Here is a 22176-nt window from a genome sequence, read left to right as displayed (position 1 = left end):
TCCGGCCAGACGAAGGCAAGTCTACCCCTCCGAAGGGACATGGCGCCGCCCCGCCGAACCGGGGTGGAACGGCGGGGAGCCCGTGACAACGCCGATTGCTCGGCCGGAATTCCCGCGACGGTCAGTCGCCCGCGGGGCGACCGGCGTCCTCGGACTGGCCCTCGGTGTCGGGCCGGATGTCGATCCGCCAGCCGGTGAGGCGGGCGGCGAGGCGGGCGTTCTGGCCCTCCTTGCCGATCGCCAGCGACAGCTGGTAGTCCGGCACGATCACCCGTGCGGAGCGCTGGACGGCGTCGACGATCTCCACGCTGGTCACCCGCGCGGGGGACAGTGCGGCGGCGACCATCTCGCGGGGGTCCTCCGACCAGTCCACGATGTCGATCTTCTCGCCGTGCAGCTCGCCCATCACCGCGCGCACCCGGCTGCCCATCGGGCCGATGCAGGCGCCCTTGGCGTTCAGGCCGGCCCGGCGCGACCAGACCGCGATCTTCGTGCGGTGACCGGCCTCACGGGCGATCGCGGCGATCTCCACGCTGCCGTCCGCGATCTCCGGCACCTCCAGCGCGAAGAGCTTCTTCACCAGGTTGGGGTGGGTGCGCGAGAGCGTCACCGAGGCACCGCGGACGCCCCGGCGGACCGCCACGACGTAGCACTTGAGGCGGGTGCCGTGCCGGTAGTCCTCGCCCGGGACCTGCTCCTGCGGCGGGAGGATGGCCTCCAGCTTGCCGATGTCGACGAGCACGTTCTTCGGGTCGTTGCCCTGCTGGACGACGCCGGTGACGATGTCGCCCTCCTTGCCCGCGTACTCGCCGAAGGTCTGGTCGTCGGCGGCGTCGCGCAGGCGCTGCATCATCACCTGGATGCCGATGCTCGACGCGATCCGGCCGAAGCCGCTCGGCGTGTCGTCGAACTCCTTCGGCTCGACGCCCTCGTCCAGCTCGGACGGGTCCTCGGTGGCCCAGACCGTGACGTGGCCGGACTTGCGGTCCAGTTCGACGCGGGCGCGGCGGCGCGAGCCCTCGGTGCGGTGGTACGCGGTGAGGAGGGCCGACTCGATGGACTCGACCAGCAGGTCGAAGGGGATGTTCTTCTCGTTGACCAGCGTGCGCAGGGCACTCATGTCGATGTCCACGGCTACGCCTCCTCGTCTTTCGTCACGTTCGTCATGGTGCGGTCGGTCCGCAGTTCGTCACTGCGCACCGTCGTCCCCCTCCTCGGCGCCGTCGTCCGCCGAGGCGTCGTCCGCGAAGTCCGAGGCGTCGTCGTCCGCGAAGTCCGCGGCCTCGTCGAGGAGCTTCTCGTCCTTGCGGTTGAACTCCACCTGGACGCGCGCCCGGTCCACCTCGGTGTACTCCAGACGGCGCTCCTTGGGCCGCCCGCGGCCCTTCACCGGCTGCACCTCGACCAGCGCACCGTCCTCGTCCGCCTCCAGCACCCGGGCGACGATCTCCCCGCCGTCGACCAGGTGGATCTTGGCAAGCCGGCCCTCGGCGCGACGCCAGTGGCGGGGCTCGGCCAGCGGACGCTCCGCGCCCGGCGAGCCGACCTCCAGCACGTAGGCACCGGTGCCCATCACGTCGGACCCGTCCAGGGCCTCGCCGACCACGCGGCTGAACTCGGCGATGGTGTCGAGGTCCACGCCGCCGTCGGCGTCCACGTCGATCTGCACCTGGCGGCGGCTGCCGGCCTGGGTGACCTTCACGTCCTCCAGGTCCAGGCCCGCCTGGGCGGCCAGCGGCTCCAGCAACGCGCGCAGCCGGTCGGTGTGGGTGGTGCTCATCCGGGTGGACTCCTCGGCCGCGTCTGCTGTTGTCAGAAGGGTGTGCCGCGCCCCCGGGCGCCGGTTCGGCGCCGGCCGGGTCGCGGCAGCTCGGCCCAAAGCCTATCCGGTGAAGCCGCCAACCACCGATTCCGGCCTGCGCACCCGGGCGGGCCGCCACCCACTGCGAGCAAGGTCACACCTGCCCAGGAGGCCTTTGCCCGTTGGCATCCGCGCCCGGGGACGTGAGGATTCTGTAATCATTCACGCCAACGAGGGCGGGCAGGCACGCCGTCCTCCCGTAAACGCCCCGGAGTGACACCGATGCAGCCGCCCCGTAGACGGACCTTCCTGGCCCTAGGGCTGCTCCTCGCAGGCGGCGGCGCGCTGTCCGCGTGCACCGGCTCCCACGACGACGGCGGCCGGGGTGAGCCGCGCCGGCCCGACCCGGACGAGCCGGTCCGGCTGCGGGCCGTCGCCGCCACCGACACGCTGCTCGCCGGGTACGACGCGCTGCTGGCCGGACCGGGCGCCGGGCAGGCGGCGCTGCTCCAGCCACTGCGGGCCGAGGTGGTCCGGCACCGGGCCGCGCTGGCCGGAGGTCCCGGTGGTGACCCGGGCTCCGCCTCGTCCGCCTCCTCGCCCTCGTCCGCCTCCTCGACCCCGGCCCCGCCGTCGTCCTCCGCGTCCGCGCCGTCGACCGGCTCCGCGGTCACGACCCCGGCCGGGCTCGCCTCCTTGGAGCGGCAGACCGCGCAGTCCCGGCTCGCCGACCTCGGCGCGGCCTCCCCGCAGCTGGCCCGGCTGCTCGCCTCGGTGTCCGCGGCCGGCGTACTGCACGCCGTCGCCCTCGGCGACCCGGTCCCGGCGTCCGCCCCGGCCACAGTCCCGGCCGCCTCGCCGAGCGAGCCGCCGGCCACCGCTGCGTCCGACGCCTCCGCGCCGCCGTCCGGCCCGCCCGCGGGTACGGCGCCGGCCACGGCCTCGCCGGCCGGGACCGGCAGCGCCCCGGCCGTGGACCCGGAGGCCGTCACCGCGCTCCAGGGCGCACTGGGCGCCGAGCACGCCGCGGTCTACGGCTACGGCGTGGTGGGCGCCCGGCTCCCGGACGACCACCAGCGGACCGACGCACGCACCGCCCTCGCCGCCCACCAGGCCCGCCGGGACTCCTGGCAGCGGCTGCTGGGCACGGTCGGCGCCACGCCGAGCGCGGCCGCGGCCGGCTACCAGCTCCCCTTCGCCGTCACCGATGCGGCCGGCGCCGTCCGGCTCGCGGCCCACCTCGAAACCCGGCTCACCGCGGTCTACGCCGACCTGGTCGCCGCCGTGCCCGGCCCCCAGCGCGCCGCCGCGGCCGACGCGCTGCGCGAGTGCGCCCTGCGCGCCCACCGCTGGGGTGCCGTCCCCACGCCGTTCCCGGGCCTGCCCGACACCGCCACCCCGACCCCGACGGCCGCCCCGACCCCCTGACCTGCTGGCCCGTGACCGGGCCCGCGGGAACCCTCCCGCCGGCTCCCCTCTCGCGTCACTGACCTGCGGTTTCAGGGCCATGGCCGACAATGGACGGGTAACAGCACGGGGAAGCAGCTACCGGAAGGCCGGCATGTCGGGAGCACCAGCACAGATCACCGTCCCCGAGTGGCTGGCGCGCAGCGTCGGCACCGACGAGGAGGGGCGGCGCTGGCTGGCGGAGCTGCCGGCCCGGGTCGCCGCACACCTGGCCCGCTGGGACCTCACCCTGGAACGGGTCCTCGATCCGGGCGGCAGCCTGAGCCTGGTCGGCTACGTCCGCCGGGACGACCTCAGCCCCGCCGTCCTCAAGTCCGGGCGGACCACCCCCGAGACGGCCGCGGAGCACACCGCGCTCGCCCACTGGGCCGGCCGCGGGGCCGTGCTGCTGCTGGACGCGGACCCCGCCCAGGGGGTGCTGCTGCTGGAGCGGCTGCACGGCGACATCCCGTTGCGCTCGCTCGCCGAGGCGAAGGCGATGCTGGAGGCCACCAGCCTGCTGCACCGGCTCTGGGTGGAGCCGGGCGAGGGCCACCCGTTCCCCTCGCTGGCCGACCGGGCCGGGTACCTCGCCGACGGCCTGCGCCGGCACCGCGGCCTGCCCGGCGCCGTCGAGGCCGACGCCCTGGTGACCGAGGCGCTGGAGGCCGCCGACGGGCTGGTCGACTCCGCGACCGAGGCGTTCCTGCTGCACGGCGACTTCCACCACGGCAACGTGCTCGCCGCCGACCGCGCGCCCTGGCTGGCGATCGATCCACGGCCGCTCGTCGGCGAGCGCGCCTTCGACCTGGCCCGGCTGGCCCTGGACCGGGCCGACACCCTGGTCGGCTCCCCCGGCGTCCCGGCCGCCGTCCGACGCCGGCTGCACCAGCTCTCCGACGCGCTGGAGGTGGACCGGGAGCGGCTGCGCGGCTGGACGCTGGTCCGCGCCACCGACCTCGGCCTGCGGGCGCTCGCGGCCGGCCGCGGGGAGGACGCCGAGCTCTACCTGGAGTTCGCCGGGGCGCTCTGACCGGCCCGCCTGGCCGGCAGCGGCAGCGGGGCGCCCATGACGGCGTAGAGGCGCTCGGTGTTCGGGAAGTGCACCGCGCGGGCGAGGTCCCGGTAGCCGAGCGAGCGGTAGAGGCGGCGCGCGGGCGTCTCGGCGTCGATCGCGGACAGGATGCTGCGGTGGAGACCGGACCGCTCGCAGAGTGTCCGGATCAGGGTGGAGCCGATCCCCTGGCCCTGGAATCCGGGCAGCACGTGCAGCTCGGTGATCGCGAAGACGTCGTCGAGCCAGTCGCCGTGGCCGCCGGCCTCCAGGTAGGGCTGGATCACGGTGCTCCACCAGTGCTCGCGCCGGTTGGGCATGCCGTAGCCGAAGCCGACCAGCCGTCCGCCGTCGAACGCGCCGAGCGCGATCACCCCGGGCTGCTGCGCGTGCCGGGCCACGATGTGCAGCCGGACCACGACCTCCTCCGGAGACAGCCCGAACGCCTCCGCCTGGACATCGAGCGCCTGCGGAGCCCATGCCGCAAGGTCGATGGCCTCGATCGTCACCCCGGTCAGCTGATCCATGCCCCGGACGTTACTACCGGCGCCCGCCCGGTGCGGCCCCGAGCCGACAACCTGCCCGCGGAACGGGGCACGGGGCAGCGCAGGGCCGGAGAACAGCCGCTGCAGAACGGAACGCCGCAGGGCGCGGGGGTGCGGAGCGGGGCCGTTCAGAACAGCACGCTCATGAACGCGCCGACCTCGCGGAAGCCCACTCGCCGGTACGCGGCACGGGCGCGCAGGTTGTAGTCGTTGACGTAGAGCGAGACCACCGGGGCCACCTCGCGCAGCGCGATGTCCAGGACGGCGGCCATGCCGGTCTCGGAGAGACCCCGGCCGCGGTGGGCCGGGTCGACCCAGACGCCCTGGACCTGGCAGGCACCCTCGGTGACGGCACCGATCTCGGCCTTGAACACCACCTGGCCGTCCTCGGCGAACCGGGCGAACGAGCGCCCGGCCGAGACCAGTTCGGCGACCCGGGCCTGGTAGAGCAGGCCGCCGTCGCCGGCCATCGGGGAGACCCCGACCTCCTCGGTGAACATCGCCACACAGGCCGGCATCAGCGTCTCGACCTCGTCCCGCCGCACCCGCCGCACCAGGGGGTCGGGCGCGATCTCTGGGGACGGCACGGTGGTGGCGAGCAGCGGCTGGTGGGCGCGGACCTCGCGGGCCGGGCCCCAGCTGCGCTCCAGCAGCGCCCAGAGGGCGGCGGTGGCCTCGGCCGGGCCGACGATCGAGGAGCAGCGGCGCCCCTGGCGGCGGGCCCGTTCGGCGAAGGCCTGGACGGCCGACGGCCCGGCGTTGACCAGGACCAGGTTGGCGCCGGCGTAGCAGAGCGCGTCGAGCCCGCCGTCCTCGTCGTACCAGCCCCACATCTCGCCGCCGAGGCGCCAGGGGTCGAGTCCGACGGCCTCCACCCGGGTGGCGACGAAGGCGTTGGCGACCGGGTCGCGGTGCAGCACCTCCAGGGTGTCCGCCAGGTCGGGGGCCTCCAGCACACGCGTGGTCGCCAGGGCGCGCGCGGCCTGGAACGAGCTGGGGAGCATCACACCTCGATCGAGCATCGAGACAGCACCTCACTGAGACGACTCTGGCCGCACCCTACTCCTGGCCCCACCCGGCCACGGCGGCGGGGCCGTCCGCACACGGACGGCCCCGCTTCCGGAATCTTGCAGTCCGCCTGTCACTCCGCGGCGGTGACGGTCGGCGCACCCGACTCGACGCCCTCGGCCTGCATCTGCTCGGCCAGCTTGAGGGCCTCCTCGATCAGGGTCTCGACGATCTTGGACTCGGGGACGGTCTTGATGACCTCGCCCTTGACGAAGATCTGCCCCTTGCCGTTGCCGGAGGCGACGCCGAGGTCGGCCTCGCGGGCCTCGCCCGGGCCGTTGACGACGCAGCCCATGACCGCGACGCGCAGCGGCACCTCCATGCCCTCCAGGCCGGCGGTGACCTCCTCGGCGAGCTTGTAGACGTCGACCTGGGCGCGGCCGCAGGACGGGCAGGAGACGATCTCCAGGCCGCGCTCGCGCAGGCCGAGCGACTCCAGGATCTGGTTGCCGACCTTGATCTCCTCGGCCGGCGGGGCGGAGAGCGAGACCCGGATGGTGTCGCCGATGCCCTCGGCGAGCAGCGCGCCGAAGGCGACCGCGGACTTGATGGTGCCCTGGAACGCCGGGCCCGCCTCGGTCACACCGAGGTGCAGCGGGTAGTCGCAGGCGGCGGCGAGCTGGCGGTAGGCGTTGATCATCACGACCGGGTCGTTGTGCTTGACCGAGATCTTGATGTCGCGGAAGTCGTGCTCCTCGAACAGCGAGCACTCCCAGAGCGCGGACTCGACCAGGGCCTCCGGGGTGGCGCGGCCGTACTTCTCCAGCAGGCGCTTGTCCAGCGAGCCGGCGTTGACGCCGATCCGGATCGGGATGCCGGCGTCCTTGGCCGCCTTGGCGATCTCGCCGACCTTGTCGTCGAAGGCCTTGATGTTGCCCGGGTTGACGCGGACCGCCGCGCACCCGGCGTCGATGGCCGCGAAGACGTACTTCGGCTGGAAGTGGATGTCCGCGATCACCGGGATCTTCGACTTCTTCGCGATGATCGGCAGCGCGTCGGCGTCGTCCTGCGACGGGCAGGCCACCCGGACGATCTGGCAGCCGGACGCGGTCAGCTCCGCGATCTGCTGCAGCGTGGCGTTGACGTCCGCGGTCACCGTGGTGGTCATCGACTGCACCGAGACGGGCGCGTCGCCGCCGACCGGCACGTTGCCGACCATGATCTGCCGGGAGTAACGGCGCTTGGCGAGCGGCTTGAGCGGCAGAGACGGAATACCGAGCGAGATCGCGGTCATGTGCGCAGGGTTCCCCGGGGTTGAGGTGTGGTCGGTCCGGCCGTTCGGGAAGGCCGGGGCCGGGCGCGACGGTCGACGCGCACCCGGCCTCCAACGGTACGGCACGCCGACGGGCCGGAGCACACCCGCCGTACCCGTACGGTCAGCTGATCTTGACCGGGTTCACCAGGTCGGCGACCAGCACCAGCACGGTGAAGCCGACGAAGACGCTGGCCACCACGTAGGCGAGCGGCATCAGGCGGGCCACGTCGAAGGGCCCGGGATCGGGCCGCTTGAACAGCCGGGCGAACCGGCGGCGCACCGACTCCCAGACCGCGCCGGCGATGTGGCCGCCGTCCAGCGGGAGCAGCGGCAGCATGTTGAACAGGAAGAGCGACAGGTTGATGCCGGCCAGCAGGTTGACGAAGTAGGCGATCCGCTGGGTCCCCGGGATGTCCAGGGCGAACACCTCGCCGCTGACCCTGGCCGCGCCGACCATGCCGATCGGCGAGTCCACCTCGCGGGGGGTGCCGTCCACCACCGAGTGCCACAGGCCCGGGATCTTGCCCGGCAGGGCGACCAGCGACCTCACGCCGTTCTCCGACATGTCGTACATCCGGTCGAGCGACTGCCCGAAGCCCAGCCGGACGATGCCGGTGGTCGGCGTGAAGCCGAGGAAGCCGGCCTGCACCGTCTCGCCCTTGATCGGGACGCCGTTGCCGTCGTACTTCTGCACGTCGTTGACGGCGATCGTCGGCACCAGCGTGACCTGCTGCCCGCCCCGCTCGACGACGATCGGCACCGTCTTCCCGGCCGACCTGCGGATGTCCGCCTGGAGCTGCTCGTAGTCGCGGATCCGGTCGCCGTCGAAGGAGACGACCTTGTCGCCCGGCTTCAGCTGGACCTGCGCGGCCGGGGTCGGCGGCGCGCCCTCGGGGCAGGTGTCGGTGGGTTGGCCGGCCTTGACGATGCACTGGGAGACGGTGCCGATGGTGGGCACGGTCATCGAGACGCCGAAGCCCATCATCACGGTCAGGAAGAGCCCGAACGCGAGGACGAGGTTCATGAACGGGCCGGCGAACATGACGATGACGCGCTTCCAGGGCCTGCGCGTGTAGAAGAGCCGGTCCTCGTCGCCGTCCTGGAGTTCCTCGTAGGAGGCCTGCCGGGCGTCCTCGATCATGGTGCGCCAGGGCGAGCTGCTCCGCTTGGTGATCCGCCCGTCCGCGCCGGGCGGGAACATCCCGATCATGCGGATGTACCCGCCCAGCGGGATCGCCTTGATGCCGTACTCGGTCTCGCCCTTCTTGCGGGACCAGACCGTCGGGCCGAAGCCGACCATGTACTGCGGCACCCGGATGCCGAACAGCTTGGCCGTGGAGAGGTGGCCGAGCTCGTGCCAAGCGATCGAGACCAGCAGCCCGACCGCGAAGACCAGGATGCCGACCACCGTCATCACCGTTGCCACCGCTGATCCTCCGTCATGCCGCTCCGCTCGTCGTCTTGTCTTACCGCAGTTTCGGTCGCCACCGGAACCGTCAGCCGGCCGCCAGTTCGCGCGCCCGGGCCCTGGCCCAGTCCTCCGCGTGCAGGACGTCCTCGACCGTGAGGGAAGTTCCCCCCGCGGGGGCCCCGTGCTCCGCCACGACCTTGGCAACAGTGTCCACGATCCCGGTGAAGGCGAGGCGGCCCTTCAGGAAGGCCTCCACGCACTCCTCGTTCGCCGCGTTGAAGACCGCCGGAACGGTGCCCCCGAGCGAGCCCGCCTCCCGGGCCAGGTCCACCGCCGGGAAGGCCTCGTTGTCCAGCGGGAAGAACTCCCAGGTGGCAGCCTCGGTCCAGTCGCAGGCGGGCGCCGCGTCCGGAACCCGGTCCGGCCACCCCATGCCGAGCGCGATCGGCATCCGCATGTCCGGCGGGCTGGCCTGCGCCAGCGTCGAACCGTCGGTGAACTCCACCATCGAGTGCACGACCGACTGCGGATGGACGACGACCTCGATCCGCTCGAACGGCACGTCGTAGAGCAGGTGCGCCTCGATCACCTCCAGGCCCTTGTTCACCAGGGTGGCCGAGTTGATCGTCACGACCGGCCCCATCGCCCAGGTCGGGTGCGCCAGCGCGTCCTGCGGGGTGACGCCCGCCAGTTGCTCCCGGCTGCGGTTGCGGAACGGGCCGCCGCTGGCGGTGACCACCAGCTTGCGGACCTCGGCCCGGGTGCCGCCGGCCAGCGCCTGGAACAGCGCCGCGTGCTCCGAGTCCACCGGCACGATCTGCCCCGGCCGCGCCACCGCCTTCACCAGCGGGCCGCCGACGATCAGCGACTCCTTGTTGGCCAGCACCAGCACCCGGCCGGCCGACAGCGCGGCCAGCGTCGGCCGCAGGCCGATCGAGCCGGTGATGCCGTTCAGCACCGAGTGGCACTCCGTCGCAGCCAGCTCGGTCGCCGCGTCCGGGCCCGCCAGCACAGCCGGCAGCGGACGGCCCGCCGCCTTCGCCGCCAGCGCCTCGCGCAGCGCCGGCTCGGCCGCCGGGTCGGCCACCGCCACGGTGTGCACCCCGAGCTCCAGGGCCTGCTCGGCGAGCAGTTCCACCCGCCCGCCGGCCGCCGACAGGGCGACCACCCGGAACCGGTCCGGGTTGCGGCGCACCACGTCGATGGCCTGGGTGCCGATCGAACCGGTGGAGCCGAGGATCACCAGCTCCCGGGGGGCGGAGGGGTCCTTCACCACGGGGGTGAAGCGCAGCTGCGGGTGGGCGAGCGAAGTCATGCGCCCATTGTGTCCTGCCCGACGCACTCCCCAGGACGCCGGGACGGCGCGCGGCTACCGTCGGAGCCATGCGTACCGTCATCGCCGGAGGCCACGGACAGATCGCGCTCAGGCTGGAGCGGCTCCTCGCCGAGCGCGGCGACCGGCCCGCCGGGATCATCCGCAGACCCGAACAGGCCGCCGACCTGGCCGCCGCCGGGGCCGAAGCCCTGCTGCTCGACCTGGAGTCCGCGACCGCCCCCGAACTCGCCGCGCTGCTGGAGGGGGCCGACGCGGTGGTCTTCGCCGCCGGCGCCGGGCCGGGCAGCGGCGCCGCCCGCAAGAACACCGTCGACCGCGACGCGGCCGTCCTGCTCGCCGACGCCGCCGAGCTCGCCCGGGTGCGGCGCTACCTGATCATCTCCTCGATGGGGGCCGACGCCGGGGCGGAGCACGCCGCGGACCCGGTCTTCGAGACCTACCTTCGGGCCAAGGGCGCCGCCGACGACGCTGTCCGGGCCCGCACCGCACTGGACTGGACGGTGCTGCGGCCCGGCCGGCTCACCGACGGCCCCGGCACCGGCCTGGTCCGGCTCGCCCCGTCGGTCGCGCGCGGCGCGGTGGACCGGGCCGACGTGGCCGCCGTGCTGGCCGCGCTGCTGCACGAGCCGGGCACCGCCGGGCAGACGCTGGAGCTGGTCGCCGGCAACGCGGCGGTCGAGGAGGCCGTCGCCGCCGCGGCCGGGCACAACGGCTGACCGGGGTCGTCGACGGGCGAAGGACGTGTGCGGGGCCCGGTTCCCCGAACCGGGCCCCGCACACGGGATCACACCGATCGGTCGAGCGGCCGATCGGAGGTCGATCAGAGGTCGAGGCCGGTGAGGACCATGACCTTCTCGACGGTGTAGTCGTCCATCGCGTACTTGACGCCCTCGCGGCCGACGCCGGAGTCCTTGACACCGCCGTACGGCATCTGGTCGGCGCGGTAGGACGGCGCGTCGCCGATGATCACGCCGCCGACCTCCAGCTCCCGCTGGGCGCGGAAGGCGGTCTGCAGGTCGTGGGTGAAGACGCCGGCCTGCAGTCCGAAGTCGGAGTCGTTGACGGCCGCGAAGGCCTCGTCGGTGCCGTCGACCTTGTGCAGCGACAGGACCGGGCCGAACACCTCGGCCTTGGCCAGGATCGCGTCGGCCGGCAGGTCCGCCAGTACGGTCGGGGCGTAGGTCGCGCCATCGCGGGCCCCACCGGTGAGTACCTTCGCGCCCTTGGCGACGGCGTCGTCCACCCAGGACTCCACCCGCTTGGCGGCGTTCTCGTCGACCAGCGGGCCGACGTCGGTGGCTTCGTCGTTCGGGTCGCCGGTGACCTGGGCCTGGACCCTGGCCACGACCTTCTCGACCAGGCGGTCGTAGACGGACACGTCGGCGATCACCCGCTGCACCGAGATGCAGGACTGGCCGCCCTGGTAGTTCGCGAACATCGCGATCCGGGTGGCGGCCCAGTCCAGGTCCGCCTCGGAGGACCAGTCGGCGAGCACGACGGCCGCGGCGTTGCCGCCGAGCTCCAGGGTGCAGTGCTTGCGCGGCACCGAGTCCATGATCTGGTAGCCGACCTTGTCCGAACCGGTGAACGAGATCACCGGCAGGCGCTTGTCCTGCACCAGCGCCGGCATCCGGTCGTTCGGCACCGGCAGGACGCTCCAGGAGCCGGCCGGCAGGTCGGTCTCGGCCAGGATCTCGCCCAGCACCATCGCGGAGAGCGGGGTCGCCGGAGCCGGCTTGAGGATGATCGGCGCGCCGACCGCGATCGCCGGGGCGACCTTGTGGGCGACCAGGTTCAGCGGGAAGTTGAACGGGGCGATGCCCAGCACCACTCCGCGCGGGAACCGGCGCACCACCGCGAAGCGGCCCACGCCGCCCGGGTCGGTGTCCAGTCGCATGGTCTCGCCGTTGGTGCGGCGGGCCTCCTCGGCCGCCCAGCGGAACACGGAGACGGCACGACCGACCTCGCCGCGGGCCCACTTGATCGGCTTGCCGTTCTCGGCGGTGATGAGCTGGGCGATCTCCTCGGTGCGCTCGGCCAGGCGCCTCGCCACGTGGTCCAGCGCGCTGGCCCGCACGTGCGCGGGGGTCGCCGCGAACACCGGCAGCGCGGCCACGGCGGCGTCCAGCGCCTCCTCGACCTGCGCCTCGGTCGGGACGCTGACCCTGCCGACCAGACGGCCGTCCCAGCTGTTGTGCACCTCGAAGTCGGCGTCGCCGCTCGCCCGGCGGCCGGCCAGCCAGAATTCGTACGTGGTGGTCACCGTGGTACCGGCCCTCTCCTCGTCGTCCTCACGGCCCCACGGACGTGGGACCAGGATCGAGGGTAGGGGCGTCGACGCGCCGACCGGATTGGCCGGGAAGTAGCGTTCGCCACGGACGTCACTCCAACACGTCCAGACGTTCGGTCGCCGAATGAGGTACCGGGCCCCGGCGGGGAACCGGTCCGCGTGCCCCGGCCCGCTCCGGTCCGCTCCCACCGCCTGCTCCTCGTAGGAACCGTCCGCCCCCGCCGGAGCGGAGGGCCTACTCCTCGCCGGAGCGGAGGGCCAGCCACAGCTCCATCCGGACGTCGGTGTCGTCCAGCGAGCGGCCGAGCAGCTCCTCGACCCGCCGCATCCGGTAGCGCAGCGTGTGCCGGTGCACACCGAGGTCCGCCGCGGCCGCGTCCCACTGCCCGTGTCTGGACAGCCACGCCCGCAACGAGGCGACCAGGTCACCGCGCGCCGTCCGGTCGTGCTCGCGCAGCGGGCGCAGCAGCCCCTCCGCGAACGCCGTCACCGCGTCCTCGCCGAGCAGCGGCAGCAGCGACCCCGCGCCGACCTCCTCGTGGTCCACCGAACGCCGGCCGCCGCGCAGCGCCACCGCCAGCGCCCGCTCGGCCTGGGCGTGCGCCGTCCCGGCCTCCTCCAACGCGGCCGGCGCCGAGACCCCCAGCGACAGTCCCTCGTGCTCCTCCACCACCCCGAGGCAGGCCCGGTGCACCGCGCCGTTGTCCAGCGCCAGCACCATCAGCCGCGCGCCGTGCGTCCCGTCCTCACGCGCCACCAGCAGCTTCTCCCCGACCCGGGAGCCCGCCTGCTCGGCCCGGTCACCCAGCTCGCCGAGCGACTCCGAGGCGTCCACACCCTGGCCGGCACCCGCCACCAGGACCCGGACCGTTCCCTCCGGCAGCCCGCCGAACAACCCCGCGGCCACCTGCCGCGCGGTGGCCACCTCGCCCGCCAGCACCATCCGCAGCAACGCCGCGCCCATCCGCTCCTCGGCCTGCCGCAGCTCGCGCGAACGCTCCAGGGTGAGGGTCAGCAGCGCCACCGCCGCATTCAGCACGTACCGCTCGGTCGGGGTGATCCGGTCCTCGGTCCCCACCGCCAGGAAGCCCCGCGCCCGCCGGTCCGCCCCCAGCGACTGGACCACCACGTAGTCCTCGTCCGCCGTGTCTATGCCCGGCGACCGCCCCTGCAGCGCGGCACTCGACGGCGCCGGGCGCCGCCGCAGCCGGTCCACCTCGGCCGCCAGCCGCCCCGCCCGCCGCGCCGCCCAGTCCGGCGCCACCACCGACAGCGCCCCCGACCCGTCGTACAGCGCCGCCCAGCCCCCCAGCCGCGCCGCCAACCGGCGCACCACCGCAGTGGTGCCGTCCTTGCCCAGCGCCGCCCGGGTCAGCTCCTCCTGCGCCTCGAAGCTGGTGGTCACCGCCTCGTACTGCTCGGCCGCCAGCGCCGCCGAGACCACCTTGCTGATCGCGATGAACGGCGTCGGCTCCGGCACCCGCAGCAGCGGAAGCCCGCGCTGCGCCGCCGCCTCCACCAGCGGCTGCGGCACCTCGGTGTGCGACAGCCCCACGCCGAGCCCCAGCCCCACCACGCCCGCGTCGGCCAACCGGTGCACGTACGCCTGCAGCTGGGCGGCGGTCCGGCCCAGCTTGATGCCGGTGGTGAGCAGCAGCTCACCACCCTCCAGGAACGGCGTCGGGTCGTCCAGCTCGCTGGTGTGCACCCAGCGGACCGGCCGCTCCAGGTGGTCCGCACCGGCGAGGACCGTCAGATGGAGCGAGGTGTTGCGGACGACGGAGGCGAGTGTGGGAGGCATGGCACCTTCGGGGGAACGACCTGACCGCGCCGTTGCGGCCGGGCGAGGAGAGGCGGTGGGGGGCTGAGTGGCCGTACGGCCGGGGTCGGGAGGGGTCTCTCCTCACATTATGGACGCTCCGGACAACCGGCACTGCCGAATCCACCTCGAAGGCAGGCTTCGCCCGGCCCCACGCCACCCGCACGCCGCCGGATCAGCTCCGCAGATCCACCAGCAGCGGCGGCACCTGCTCGCCCGAGACCGCCGTCAGCGACACCACCGCATGCCCCGCCGGCAGCGCGTGCGCCAGGTCGGAGGGCGACCACCGCAGCCGCTCGACGTCCCGTGTGGTCACCGACTCTGTCTGCGCCGTCGTCCCCGACAACGCCTTCCGCCCCAACCGCCCCGCCCGACGGATCACGCCGCCGGAGGTGTCCGGAGTGTGCGTCACCGCCGTCTCCCGGACCAGGTGCGTACCCCAGGCCTCGGAGAACAGCTTCCCGTCCCACGGCGCGATCCCGGGGAACGCCATACGGCAGCCGACAGCTCCGAAGAGCGGCGCCCGCAGCGCCTCGGGCAGATCGACCAGGGTCCGCAGCATCAGTACGGCGCCCGAGTTCGTCGCGCGCAGCCGCTGCAGCCCCCTGACCGTGTTCGCGTCCAGCGCCGCCGTGGCGTCGTCCACCACCAGGCCCGCGAACAGCGAGCGGTCCTCGCGCGCCGCCGCGGCCTGCACGAACTGACCCACCACCAGTCGCGACAGCATCCGCGCCGCCTCCGGGTGGCTGAGCTCCGGAAGCTTCACCCGGACCCGCAACGGATGGTCCAGCACCCGCATCGCGAACGGCGGGCGCCCGGTGCCGTCGGTCGCGAAAGCCCCCCGGAAGGCCGGCCGGTCCAGCAGCGCCAGCCGGTCCGCCAGCAGAGACCCCGGATCGTCCGCCCGGCCGCGCTGCCGCTCGCGATGCTCCAGGTCCCGCTCGTACGCCTCAAGCCGCCCCGCGACGCGGAGCGCCTTCACCAGCTCCTCCATCGCCTCCGGCTCACCACCGAGCAGCGACCGCAGCTCGCGCACCCCCGGGTAGCGGCCGTTGGCAGCGTGGAACGGGCCGACCACCTGCTGCACCGTCGTCCGGGCCGTCTCCGCACGGGCGGTCAGCTCGTCCGGGAGCAGCGCCTCGGCCAGCCGGGCGGCCGCCTCGTCCGGGTCCTGCGCCGCGCCGTAGAGGTCCAGCCCGTAGGCCGAGCCCTGGTCGCCGGGGGCGATCACCACGTCGTACCAGGCGTCAGGTCCCAGGTCCGCGTCCGCCGCGCCGATCACCACCGCGCAGGCGGTCCCCGCGAGCGCCTGCACGCAGAGCGCCTCGGCGACCGGCCGGGCCAGCCGCGCCGTCTTCCCCGTCCCCGCCGGGCCGACCGCCAGCAGCGAGGTGCCCAACACCGCCGGGTCCAGCGCGAAACCCGCCGCCCGGTGCGTCAGCGGATTCTTGGGCACGTCCTGCACAGTACCCAGCCGCACCTGACGCAGCAGCAGGTCGTGGCCTTCGGCCCGTCCCGGCAGCTCGCGCGACTCCGAGGGGTGCGCGAACGCCGCCGCGCCACGGGCCGTCACCTGCTCGACGAAGGCCGGGACGAACACCGGATCCGCCTGCGCCGACTCCCAGGCCTGGTGGATCCGCACGAAGTCGACGTCGCCGACCGTCTCCCCGGCCAGCCGCCCCGCCGCCGCGGCCGCACCGCCGTGTCTGAGCTCCGCCCAGGGGTCGGCCGGCCGCTCCGCCGCCGCGCCCTCGCTCTCGACGGGTTCAGCCTCAGTCACGGCCCGCGACAGCAGCGGCGCCGCATACCGCCGCCACACCTCCGTCCAACGCCCCATCCTGCCGAAGACTTTGATCACGAGGGCGAGCACGATGACATTGACGACCAGCAGCGTGAACATCGCTTCGGATTGCGATGGTTCCGCCAGTGGGCCGATCCCGGTCTGGGTGCCGAACCAGACAAGGATGTAGGTCATCAGCTGCGTGCCGTAGAGGTAGGCGAACCACCCCACCACCGCGTTCAGGCCGGCGCGGAGGAGCAGCGGCCAGGTCGGGACCTTGGCGTCTTCGGCGCGGTCGGGGTCGATCTGGGCGTAGCCCTGGCGGTAGATGCCCGGGGGGGCCGGGGGGCGGGGGGCGGCGACCCAGGCGGGGAGGTCGAAGACCGGGGGGCGGGGGCGTTGGTGGGGCACCGGTGGGGTGGGTGTGGTGGTGGTCCGCTCGCCGTGGCCCTGTGCCCCGTCCAGTCCCATGTCCGGCCCCGCTCCCTCGCCCGCCCGGCCCGACCGTCGTCGGTCCCGCCATACCCATGCCACCGCACCGGCGACACGCCCGCGCTCAATGTAGTGGAGCGGAGTCTCCCGGTAGCCGTACCACCCGCCTGGCCGCCTCGGACAAGTCGGACGGCTCAGTGCTACCGAGTGGCGCATGCCCGGCCGGGGAGGGCGGCCGTAGCCTGCCAAGCACCGAGCCGAGAAGTCTGGAGAAAAACTGATGAGCGCCGCAACGCCGCTCCCGCAGGAGCGCCGCCTGGTCACCGCGATCCCCGGTCCGAAGTCGCAGGAGCTGCAGGCCCGCAAGCTGGGTGCGGTGGCGGCCGGCGTCGGCACCACCCTGCCGGTGTACGTGTCCCGCGCCAACGGCGGCGTGCTGGAGGACGTGGACGGCAACTCGCTGATCGACTTCGGCTCCGGCATCGCCGTGACCAACGTCGGCAACAGCGCCGAGGCCGTCGTGGCCAAGGCGTCCGAGCAGCTGGCCGCCTTCACGCACACCTGTTTCATGGTGACCCCGTACGAGGGTTACGTGGCCGTGGCCGAGCAGCTGAACGAGCTGACCCCGGGCGACCACGAGAAGCGCACCGCGCTGTTCAACTCGGGCGCCGAGGCGGTCGAGAACGCGGTGAAGATCGCGCGCGCCTACACCAAGCGCACCGCCGTCGTGGTGTTCGACCACGGCTACCACGGCCGCACCAACCTCACCATGGGCCTGACGGCGAAGAACATGCCGTACAAGCAGGGCTTCGGCCCGTTCGCCCCGGAGATCTACCGCGTGCCGGTGGCCTACCCCTACCGCTGGCTGACCGGTGCGGAGAACTGCGCCGCCGAGGCCGCCGCCCAGGCGATCGACATGATCAACAAGCAGATCGGCGCCGAGAACGTCGCTGCGATCATCATCGAGCCGATCCAGGGCGAGGGCGGCTTCATCGAGCCGGCCAAGGGCTTCCTGCCGGCGATCGTGGAGTACGCGAAGGCCAACGGCATCGTGTTCGTCGCGGACGAGATCCAGACCGGCTTCTGCCGCACCGGCCAGTGGTTCGCGTGCGACGACGAGGGCATCGTCCCGGACCTGATCACCACCGCCAAGGGCATCGCCGGCGGCCTGCCGCTGGCCGCGGTGACCGGGCGCGCCGAGATCATGGACGCCGCGCACGCGGGTGGCCTGGGCGGCACCTACGGCGGCAACCCGGTGGCCTGCGCCGCCGCGCTGGGCTCCATCGAGACCATGAAGGAGCAGGACCTCAACGGCAAGGCACAGCGGATCGGCGAGGTCATGCTGGGCCGCCTGTCGGCGATGCAGGAGAAGTTCGACGTGATCGGCGACGTCCGCGGCCGCGGCGCGATGATCGCGATCGAGCTGGTGAAGCCGGGCTCCAAGGAGCCGAACCCGGAGGTCACCGCCGCCGTGGCGAAGGCCTGCCACGCCGAGGGCCTGGTCGTGCTGACCGCCGGCACCTACGGCAACGTGCTCCGCTTCCTGCCGCCGCTGGTGATGCCGGAGCACCTGCTCAACGAGGGCCTGGACATCATCGAAGGCGCCTTCGCCCTGCAGGGCGTCACCGCCGCCTGACCGGAGGCAGGCGCCACGGACCCGCCGGAGGGATGTCCGGACAGCGCTGAACGGCCCGCGAGGACGAGAGTCCCCGCGGGCCGTTCGGTCTTCTCCGGGCCGCTCGGCCCTGCCCGGAGGGTGCGGTCGGCCGCACCCACGGCCGCGTGACCGGCCGTGCGTTCGGCGGCGTGTGCGGGCCGTGCGGGGCGCCGATCGGCGGCGGTGAAGATGCTGTGCGGAATCGCTGAAGCTCCTCAACGGGGCAAGGCCGTTGACGTAGTGTCATGACAGATGGACAGCGAGCCAAAGTCATTGGCGGAGCCGTCCGCGGCACCGCCCCCGGAGGCGGGTCCGCGCGCCGGCCGCGAGGACAACCAGGCCGCCCCGCAAGAGGCGGCGCACACCGAAGGCCGATCGACCGACCGTCCGACCCACACCCCCCGGGGCGCACGGAACGGCGATCATCAGAGCCGCCCCGGAGCTCTCCCCCCTGCTCCGGGGCGGCCGCTTCGCGTCTTCCGCCGGTTCGTCGCGTCTCCCGCGCTGCCGGCCCTGCTGGTCGTCGTGCTGGTGGCGGTGTCCTGGCAGGTGGCCGTCGACGGGCCGCTGCTCGGGCTGGACCGCTGGGCCCGGCACGCCGTCCGGGAGAGCCGGCACGAGCTGCACAGCACGCTGCTCAACCACCTCGGCAAGGCCCTGTCCGACCTCGGCGGTTCCGTCCCGGCGATCCCGGTGCTGCTGGCGGGCGGGGCGCTGGCCGGCTGGCGGACCCACCGGACCGGGGCTCCGCGCCGGTGGCTGCCGCCGCTGGTGGCGGTGTCGACCACCGGGTCGATCCCGCTGCTGGTCGTCCCGGCGAAGGCCTGGTTCGGCCGGCCGGGCCCGTTCGGGGTGCCGCTCGCGCCGGACCAGTGGGGCTGGTACCCGTCCGGGCACACGACCACGGCGACCTTCTCGTACGGCGTGGCCGCGCTGCTGGTCGCCCGCACGGTCGGCGCCGCGGGCCGGCGCCGGCTCTGCGGAGCGGCCGCCCTGCTGTCGGTCGGGGTCGGCCTCGGGCTGGTCTGGAGCGACTACCACTGGCTGCTGGACGTGGTGGCCGGCTGGTGCCTGGCCGGGCCGGCACTCTGGGCCCTGGCCCGGTGGCTGCCCGCCGGCCCCCCACCGCCCGCGGCCGCACCCGACTCGTCGACACACCGGCCGTCGACCCGTTAGTCGACCCGTCAGCGGCCGGACAGGTCCCGGCCCGCAGCGACCGGAGCGACCGGCTAGCCCTCGGCGGGCTCGTCGTTGCGGTGGACGTGGCCGGCCTCGCCGTTGTCGCGGCGCCACTCGACGACCAGTTCGTCGCGGGTCCCGAAGCGGACCAGGTGACGGCCGACCACGTCCTCCAGGTCGGGCAGGTTCTCCGTCTCGCCCTCGACGGCGAGCAGCAGGGCATCGGGGGCGGCCTCCAGGGTGGCGGTGCCGATGCGGAAGGTGAGGGTGCCGCGGCCGGTCTCGTCGGACCAGTCGGCCTCGATCTTGCGGCCCATGTGGGCGGCGAGCTGCTTGGCGTAACGGCCCGGGCGGTCGGTGGCGACGCGGGCTTCGGAGCGGGGCACAGGCCCTCCAAGGTCTGGGGAGGGAACTTAGGGTGCCCTCACTTGAATCTACGCTAACCCAGATAGTGAGCCTTACTCAACACTTTTCCGGGCCGCCTTGGCCCCGGGGCCCTTCCCGGGGCCCTTCCCGGGGTCCTTCCCGGGGTCCTGCCCGGGGTCCTGCCCGGGCCTCCTCACGGCTCCCGGACCGGCCGATACGCTTGGTCGAATCACCTGCCGAGGAGAGCCCCCATGACCACCACGCCGACCGACGACGCGGCGAGCTCCTCCCCCGACTCCCCGGCCCACGGCACCCACGGCACCCACGGCACCCCCGTCGACGCCCCGGCGACGCCGCAGGACACCGCCGCCGAACTGGCCGACGCGATGACCCGGGCGATCAAGCGGATCCGCCGCCGCACCAGCGAACGGCTGGAGCCCTACGGCATCACCCCCGGCCAGGGCCGCGCCCTGCGCACCCTCGCGCACGTGCCCGGCTGCGAGCTGCCGGACCGGGCGATGCGACTGAGCGACCTCGCGGACCGTCTGCACATCGCCCCACGCTCGGCCACCACGGTGGTCGACGCGCTGGAGGAGGCGGGCATGGTCGAGCGGACCCCGGACCCGGCCGACCGGCGCGCCGTGCGGATCGTGCTGACCGACGCCGGCCACGCCGCGGTCGAGCGGATCGGGCAGGTCCGGCACGAGGTGGCGCTGGAGTACTTCGGGCCGGTCAGCCCCGCGGAACAGGATCTGCTGCTGCGGGCGCTGCGGTCCGCCGAGGCCGCGTACGCGGCCACCGCCCCGCCGCGGCGGACAGCGCCCCCGGGCGCGACGCGGTGATCCCGATGCCGACGATCACCAGCAGTGCCGCACCGCCGGCCAGCGGGCTGATCCGCTCGCCGAGCAGCAGCGAGGCCGAGGACATCCCGAACACCGGCACCAGCAGCGAGTAGGGCGCCACCGCGGTGGCGTCGTAGCTGCGCAGCAGGTAGCTCCAGGCGACGAAGCCGAACAGGGTGGAGACCAGCCCGACGTACCCGATCGCGCCCAGGCCGGCCGGGGTGATCTCGCGCAACGCCCGCAGGTCCTCGGACGGGCCCTCGACCAGCAGCGAGAGCCCGAGCAGCGGCAGCGGCGGCACGGCGCTGACCCAGACCATCCAGCGCAGCGCGTCCGACGGGGCGGCCCGGCGGGTCAGCACGTTGGACAGCCCCCAGGCGACGGCGGCCAGCAGGACCAGGGCGAACGCCCCGATCGGGCCGCCGAGCCCGTGGTCGACGGCGCACAGTCCGATCCCGGCGAAGGCGATCGCGAGACCGGCCAGCCGCCGGCCGCCGGGGCGCTCGCGGAGCAGCACGGCGGCGAACAGGGCCGTGAAGACCGCCTGACTCTGCAGCACCAGCGAGGACAGCCCGGCCGGCATCCCCGCGTGCATGCCGAGGAAGAGCAGTCCGAACTTGACCACGCCGAGCACGAACCCGACCGCCAGCACCCATCGCCACGCCACCTTGGGCGGGCCGACGAAGAACACCGCCGGGACGGCGACCACCGCGAACCTCAGGGCGCAGAAGAGCAGCGGCGGGAAGTTCTCCAGGCCGACGTGGATGAGGACGAAGTTGAGGCCCCAGACGGCGGCGACCAGGACGGCCAGGCCGATGTGACGCGGGCTCATGCTGCCGCCGGGGGCGGCCGGTGTGGCGGTCATGGATCGAGGATGACCGGCGGGAACCGTGTAGCACCAGCGATGAATTCTGAAGCACATGCTTTAGCGATGCTGCATGATGGTCGCCATGATGGATCTGGGGCGCCTGCGGGCGCTGAACGCGGTGGCCGTGCACGGTTCGGTCGGCGGGGCGGCCGCCTCGCTCGGCTTCACCCCCTCGGCGGTCTCCCAGCAGATCGCCAAGCTGGAGCGCGAGACCCGGACGGTGCTGCTGGAGCGCCAGGGCCGCGGGGTGGTGCTGACGGACGCCGCCCGCGAGCTCGCCGCCACCGCGCAGGCGGTCCTGGGGCTGGTGGAGCAGGCCGAGGTCCGGCTGGAGGAGCAGCGCGGCCAGGCGGTGGGCCGGCTGCTGGTGGCCGCCTTCGCGACCGGCGCCCGCGGGCTGATGCCCGGGGTCCTCGCCGATCTGCGCCTCCGCTGCCCCGACCTGGACGTCCGGCTGCTGGAGAGCGACCCGTACCTGGCGGCGGAGCTCGTCGCCCGGGGTGAGGTGGACCTCGCGCTGGTCCAGGACTGGCCGACCGTACCGCTGCCGGTCCAGGCGGGGCTCTCCCGGCTGGACCTCGGCCGGGACGCCGTGGACCTGCTGCTGCCGGCGGACGACTCGCTGGCGGAGCTCGCCGTGGTGCCGGTCGGGCGGCTCTGCGGGCAGCGCTGGATCAGCGTGCCGCCGGGCAACATCTGCCACGACTGGCTGGTCCGGACGCTGCGCGAGGCCGGCGAGGAGCCCGACGTCCGCTACCAGGTCGGCGAGTTCGAGACCCAGATCGCGCTGATCGCGGCCGGCCTGGGGATCGGCCTGGTGCCGCGTCTGGGGCGGGGCGCGCTGCCCCCGGGGGTGGTCTCCCGCCCGGTCGTTCCGGAGCCCTCCCGCCGGGTGTTCGCGATCTGGCGCACCCAGGCCTCCCGGCGCCCGGCGATCACGGAGGCGCTGGCCGCGATGCGGGAGCGGTGGGCCGTCCTCGACGGCTGAGGCGGGCGCCTGCGAGAACCGGCGTCGGCGTCGCGGGCC

Annotated in this window: 19 protein-coding genes; 7 read left to right on the top strand and 12 right to left on the bottom strand. The window is 73.9% G+C overall.

What is annotated here, in order from left to right; translation table 11 throughout:
- Positions 1–121: 121 nt before the first annotated feature.
- Positions 122–1132: a transcription termination factor NusA gene (nusA, locus tag ACF9IK_RS23865; protein ID WP_238741330.1), complete on the bottom strand. Its 1011-nt coding sequence runs from the start codon at positions 1130–1132 to the stop codon at positions 122–124.
- Positions 1133–1189: 57 nt separating this feature from the next.
- A complete protein-coding gene (gene rimP, locus ACF9IK_RS23860) occupies positions 1190–1780 on the bottom strand; it encodes a ribosome maturation factor RimP (protein ID WP_395296150.1) in 591 nt (196 codons plus the stop codon).
- Between the two features lie 303 nt (positions 1781–2083).
- Here rimP and ACF9IK_RS23855 point away from each other — a divergent pair, with 303 nt between their 5' ends.
- A complete protein-coding gene (locus ACF9IK_RS23855) occupies positions 2084–3229 on the top strand; it encodes a ferritin-like domain-containing protein (RefSeq protein ID WP_395298668.1) in 1146 nt (381 codons plus the stop codon).
- A gap of 133 nt (positions 3230–3362) precedes the next feature.
- Positions 3363–4280: an aminoglycoside phosphotransferase family protein gene (locus ACF9IK_RS23850; RefSeq protein ID WP_395296149.1), complete on the top strand. Its 918-nt coding sequence runs from the start codon at positions 3363–3365 to the stop codon at positions 4278–4280.
- On the opposite strand, the gene ACF9IK_RS23845 is transcribed toward ACF9IK_RS23850, so the two are convergent.
- The 5 genes from ACF9IK_RS23845 to dxr all read right to left on the bottom strand — a co-directional run bounded on the left by ACF9IK_RS23845 (position 4253) and on the right by dxr (position 9895).
- Complete coding sequence (locus ACF9IK_RS23845) at positions 4253–4828, bottom strand: GNAT family N-acetyltransferase (protein WP_395296148.1); 576 nt, start codon at positions 4826–4828, stop codon at positions 4253–4255. The genes ACF9IK_RS23850 and ACF9IK_RS23845 overlap by 28 nt on opposite strands.
- Positions 4829–4974: 146 nt before the next feature.
- On the bottom strand, positions 4975–5850 hold the full coding sequence (locus ACF9IK_RS23840) for a GNAT family N-acetyltransferase (RefSeq protein WP_395298667.1): 876 nt from the start codon (positions 5848–5850) through the stop codon (positions 4975–4977).
- A 137-nt stretch (positions 5851–5987) separates the two neighbouring features.
- Positions 5988–7148 carry a flavodoxin-dependent (E)-4-hydroxy-3-methylbut-2-enyl-diphosphate synthase gene (gene ispG, locus ACF9IK_RS23835; protein ID WP_238741338.1) on the bottom strand — a complete coding sequence of 387 codons (1161 nt, stop codon included), beginning with the start codon at positions 7146–7148 and terminating at the stop codon, positions 5988–5990.
- Between the two features lie 142 nt (positions 7149–7290).
- Positions 7291–8595: a M50 family metallopeptidase gene (locus ACF9IK_RS23830; RefSeq protein ID WP_395296147.1), complete on the bottom strand. Its 1305-nt coding sequence runs from the start codon at positions 8593–8595 to the stop codon at positions 7291–7293.
- A gap of 70 nt (positions 8596–8665) precedes the next feature.
- On the bottom strand, positions 8666–9895 hold the full coding sequence (gene dxr / locus ACF9IK_RS23825) for a 1-deoxy-D-xylulose-5-phosphate reductoisomerase (RefSeq protein WP_395296146.1): 1230 nt from the start codon (positions 9893–9895) through the stop codon (positions 8666–8668).
- A 68-nt stretch (positions 9896–9963) separates the two neighbouring features.
- Here dxr and ACF9IK_RS23820 point away from each other — a divergent pair, with 68 nt between their 5' ends.
- Entirely contained in the window at positions 9964–10632 is a 669-nt protein-coding gene (locus ACF9IK_RS23820; protein ID WP_395296145.1) for an NAD(P)-binding oxidoreductase, read from the top strand.
- A 104-nt stretch (positions 10633–10736) separates the two neighbouring features.
- Here ACF9IK_RS23820 and ACF9IK_RS23815 read toward each other — a convergent pair whose 3' ends face one another.
- The 3 genes from ACF9IK_RS23815 to ACF9IK_RS23805 form a co-directional block, all read right to left on the bottom strand.
- Complete coding sequence (locus tag ACF9IK_RS23815; RefSeq protein ID WP_395296144.1) at positions 10737–12179, bottom strand: aldehyde dehydrogenase family protein; 1443 nt, start codon at positions 12177–12179, stop codon at positions 10737–10739.
- A gap of 262 nt (positions 12180–12441) precedes the next feature.
- Positions 12442–14007: a PucR family transcriptional regulator gene (locus tag ACF9IK_RS23810; RefSeq protein WP_395296143.1), complete on the bottom strand. Its 1566-nt coding sequence runs from the start codon at positions 14005–14007 to the stop codon at positions 12442–12444.
- Positions 14008–14200: 193 nt separating this feature from the next.
- Entirely contained in the window at positions 14201–16276 is a 2076-nt protein-coding gene (locus tag ACF9IK_RS23805; protein WP_395296142.1) for an ATP-binding protein, read from the bottom strand.
- A gap of 241 nt (positions 16277–16517) precedes the next feature.
- On the opposite strand from ACF9IK_RS23805, the gene gabT reads away from it, so the two are divergent.
- Complete coding sequence (gene gabT, locus ACF9IK_RS23800; protein WP_395296141.1) at positions 16518–17873, top strand: 4-aminobutyrate--2-oxoglutarate transaminase; 1356 nt, start codon at positions 16518–16520, stop codon at positions 17871–17873.
- Positions 17874–18146: 273 nt separating this feature from the next.
- Positions 18147–19070, top strand: a complete 924-nt coding sequence (locus ACF9IK_RS23795; RefSeq protein ID WP_395296140.1) for a phosphatase PAP2 family protein — start codon at positions 18147–18149, stop codon at positions 19068–19070.
- Between the two features lie 53 nt (positions 19071–19123).
- Here the strand turns inward: ACF9IK_RS23795 and ACF9IK_RS23790 are convergent, their stop codons facing one another.
- Positions 19124–19459: a DUF2218 domain-containing protein gene (locus ACF9IK_RS23790; RefSeq protein WP_395296139.1), complete on the bottom strand. Its 336-nt coding sequence runs from the start codon at positions 19457–19459 to the stop codon at positions 19124–19126.
- Between the two features lie 231 nt (positions 19460–19690).
- On the opposite strand from ACF9IK_RS23790, the gene ACF9IK_RS23785 reads away from it, so the two are divergent.
- On the top strand, positions 19691–20281 hold the full coding sequence (locus ACF9IK_RS23785; protein WP_395296138.1) for a MarR family winged helix-turn-helix transcriptional regulator: 591 nt from the start codon (positions 19691–19693) through the stop codon (positions 20279–20281).
- On the opposite strand, the gene ACF9IK_RS23780 is transcribed toward ACF9IK_RS23785, so the two are convergent.
- Positions 20172–21113 carry an EamA family transporter gene (locus tag ACF9IK_RS23780; RefSeq protein WP_395298666.1) on the bottom strand — a complete coding sequence of 314 codons (942 nt, stop codon included), beginning with the start codon at positions 21111–21113 and terminating at the stop codon, positions 20172–20174. The genes ACF9IK_RS23785 and ACF9IK_RS23780 overlap by 110 nt on opposite strands.
- Positions 21114–21231: 118 nt before the next feature.
- On the opposite strand from ACF9IK_RS23780, the gene ACF9IK_RS23775 reads away from it, so the two are divergent.
- Positions 21232–22137 (top strand): LysR family transcriptional regulator, encoded by a 906-nt coding sequence (locus ACF9IK_RS23775; protein ID WP_395296137.1) that lies wholly within the window; start codon positions 21232–21234, stop codon positions 22135–22137.
- Positions 22138–22176: the final 39 nt, after the last annotated feature.

It is taken from the genome of Kitasatospora hibisci (assembly GCF_043950205.1).
Classification (GTDB): domain Bacteria; phylum Actinomycetota; class Actinomycetes; order Streptomycetales; family Streptomycetaceae; genus Kitasatospora; species Kitasatospora hibisci.
Note: the sequence above shows the minus strand (reverse complement) of the source record. Positions and strands in the feature narration are given on the sequence as shown.